Below are 524 nucleotides of genomic sequence, written 5' to 3' on the forward strand. Positions count from 1 at the left end.
TGAGATGGAGACCATCGCCGGCAACGCGCGCACCTACGGCACCGATCTGAAAAGCGCTGCCGACCGGTACGACGCGACCGACGAGGCGTCCGGCGAGGCGATCGAGGGCGTCGGCATTCCCGCGCCGAGGTGACTACCTCCGGACGGCGCGGCAGGCGTGGTCGGTGAGCGCTTGCAGCTGGTTGGCCGCGTCGTCGAGGTGGCTGTCCGGCAGCCCGTAGCTCGGGAGCGCCAAGGCGAAGGCACGTCGGTAGTGGGACGACAGCGCGGCGAAGTCCGCGGCGGTCAGGTTGCCGCTCAGCAGGCCGAGAAGCTGGGTCCGGTCGGCGTTCTGCGACATGATGCCCGCGGTTCTGTCATCGAGCTGACGAAGCTCCGTAGGGCGCTGCGAGGCAGGCACATTCCGGTCGTGCCGGTCGCGCCATTCGCGGGTCTGGTCGGTGTATTCGATCGTCATCGAGATCCATTCGTCGCAGAAGGCGGAGGGCTCGACGATGAACCGCGGCGGTCGGCTGGGGTCGGGC

1 pseudogene is annotated in these 524 nt (G+C 68.9%); it reads right to left on the reverse strand.

Going from position 1 to position 524, the window contains the following annotated elements:
* Nucleotides 1–133: 133 nt before the first annotated feature.
* A pseudogene (locus ACXMYJ_RS29385) lies at nt 134–524 on the reverse strand (hypothetical protein); the annotation flags it as partial.

It is taken from the genome of Mycobacterium sp. ZZG (genome assembly GCF_054786995.1).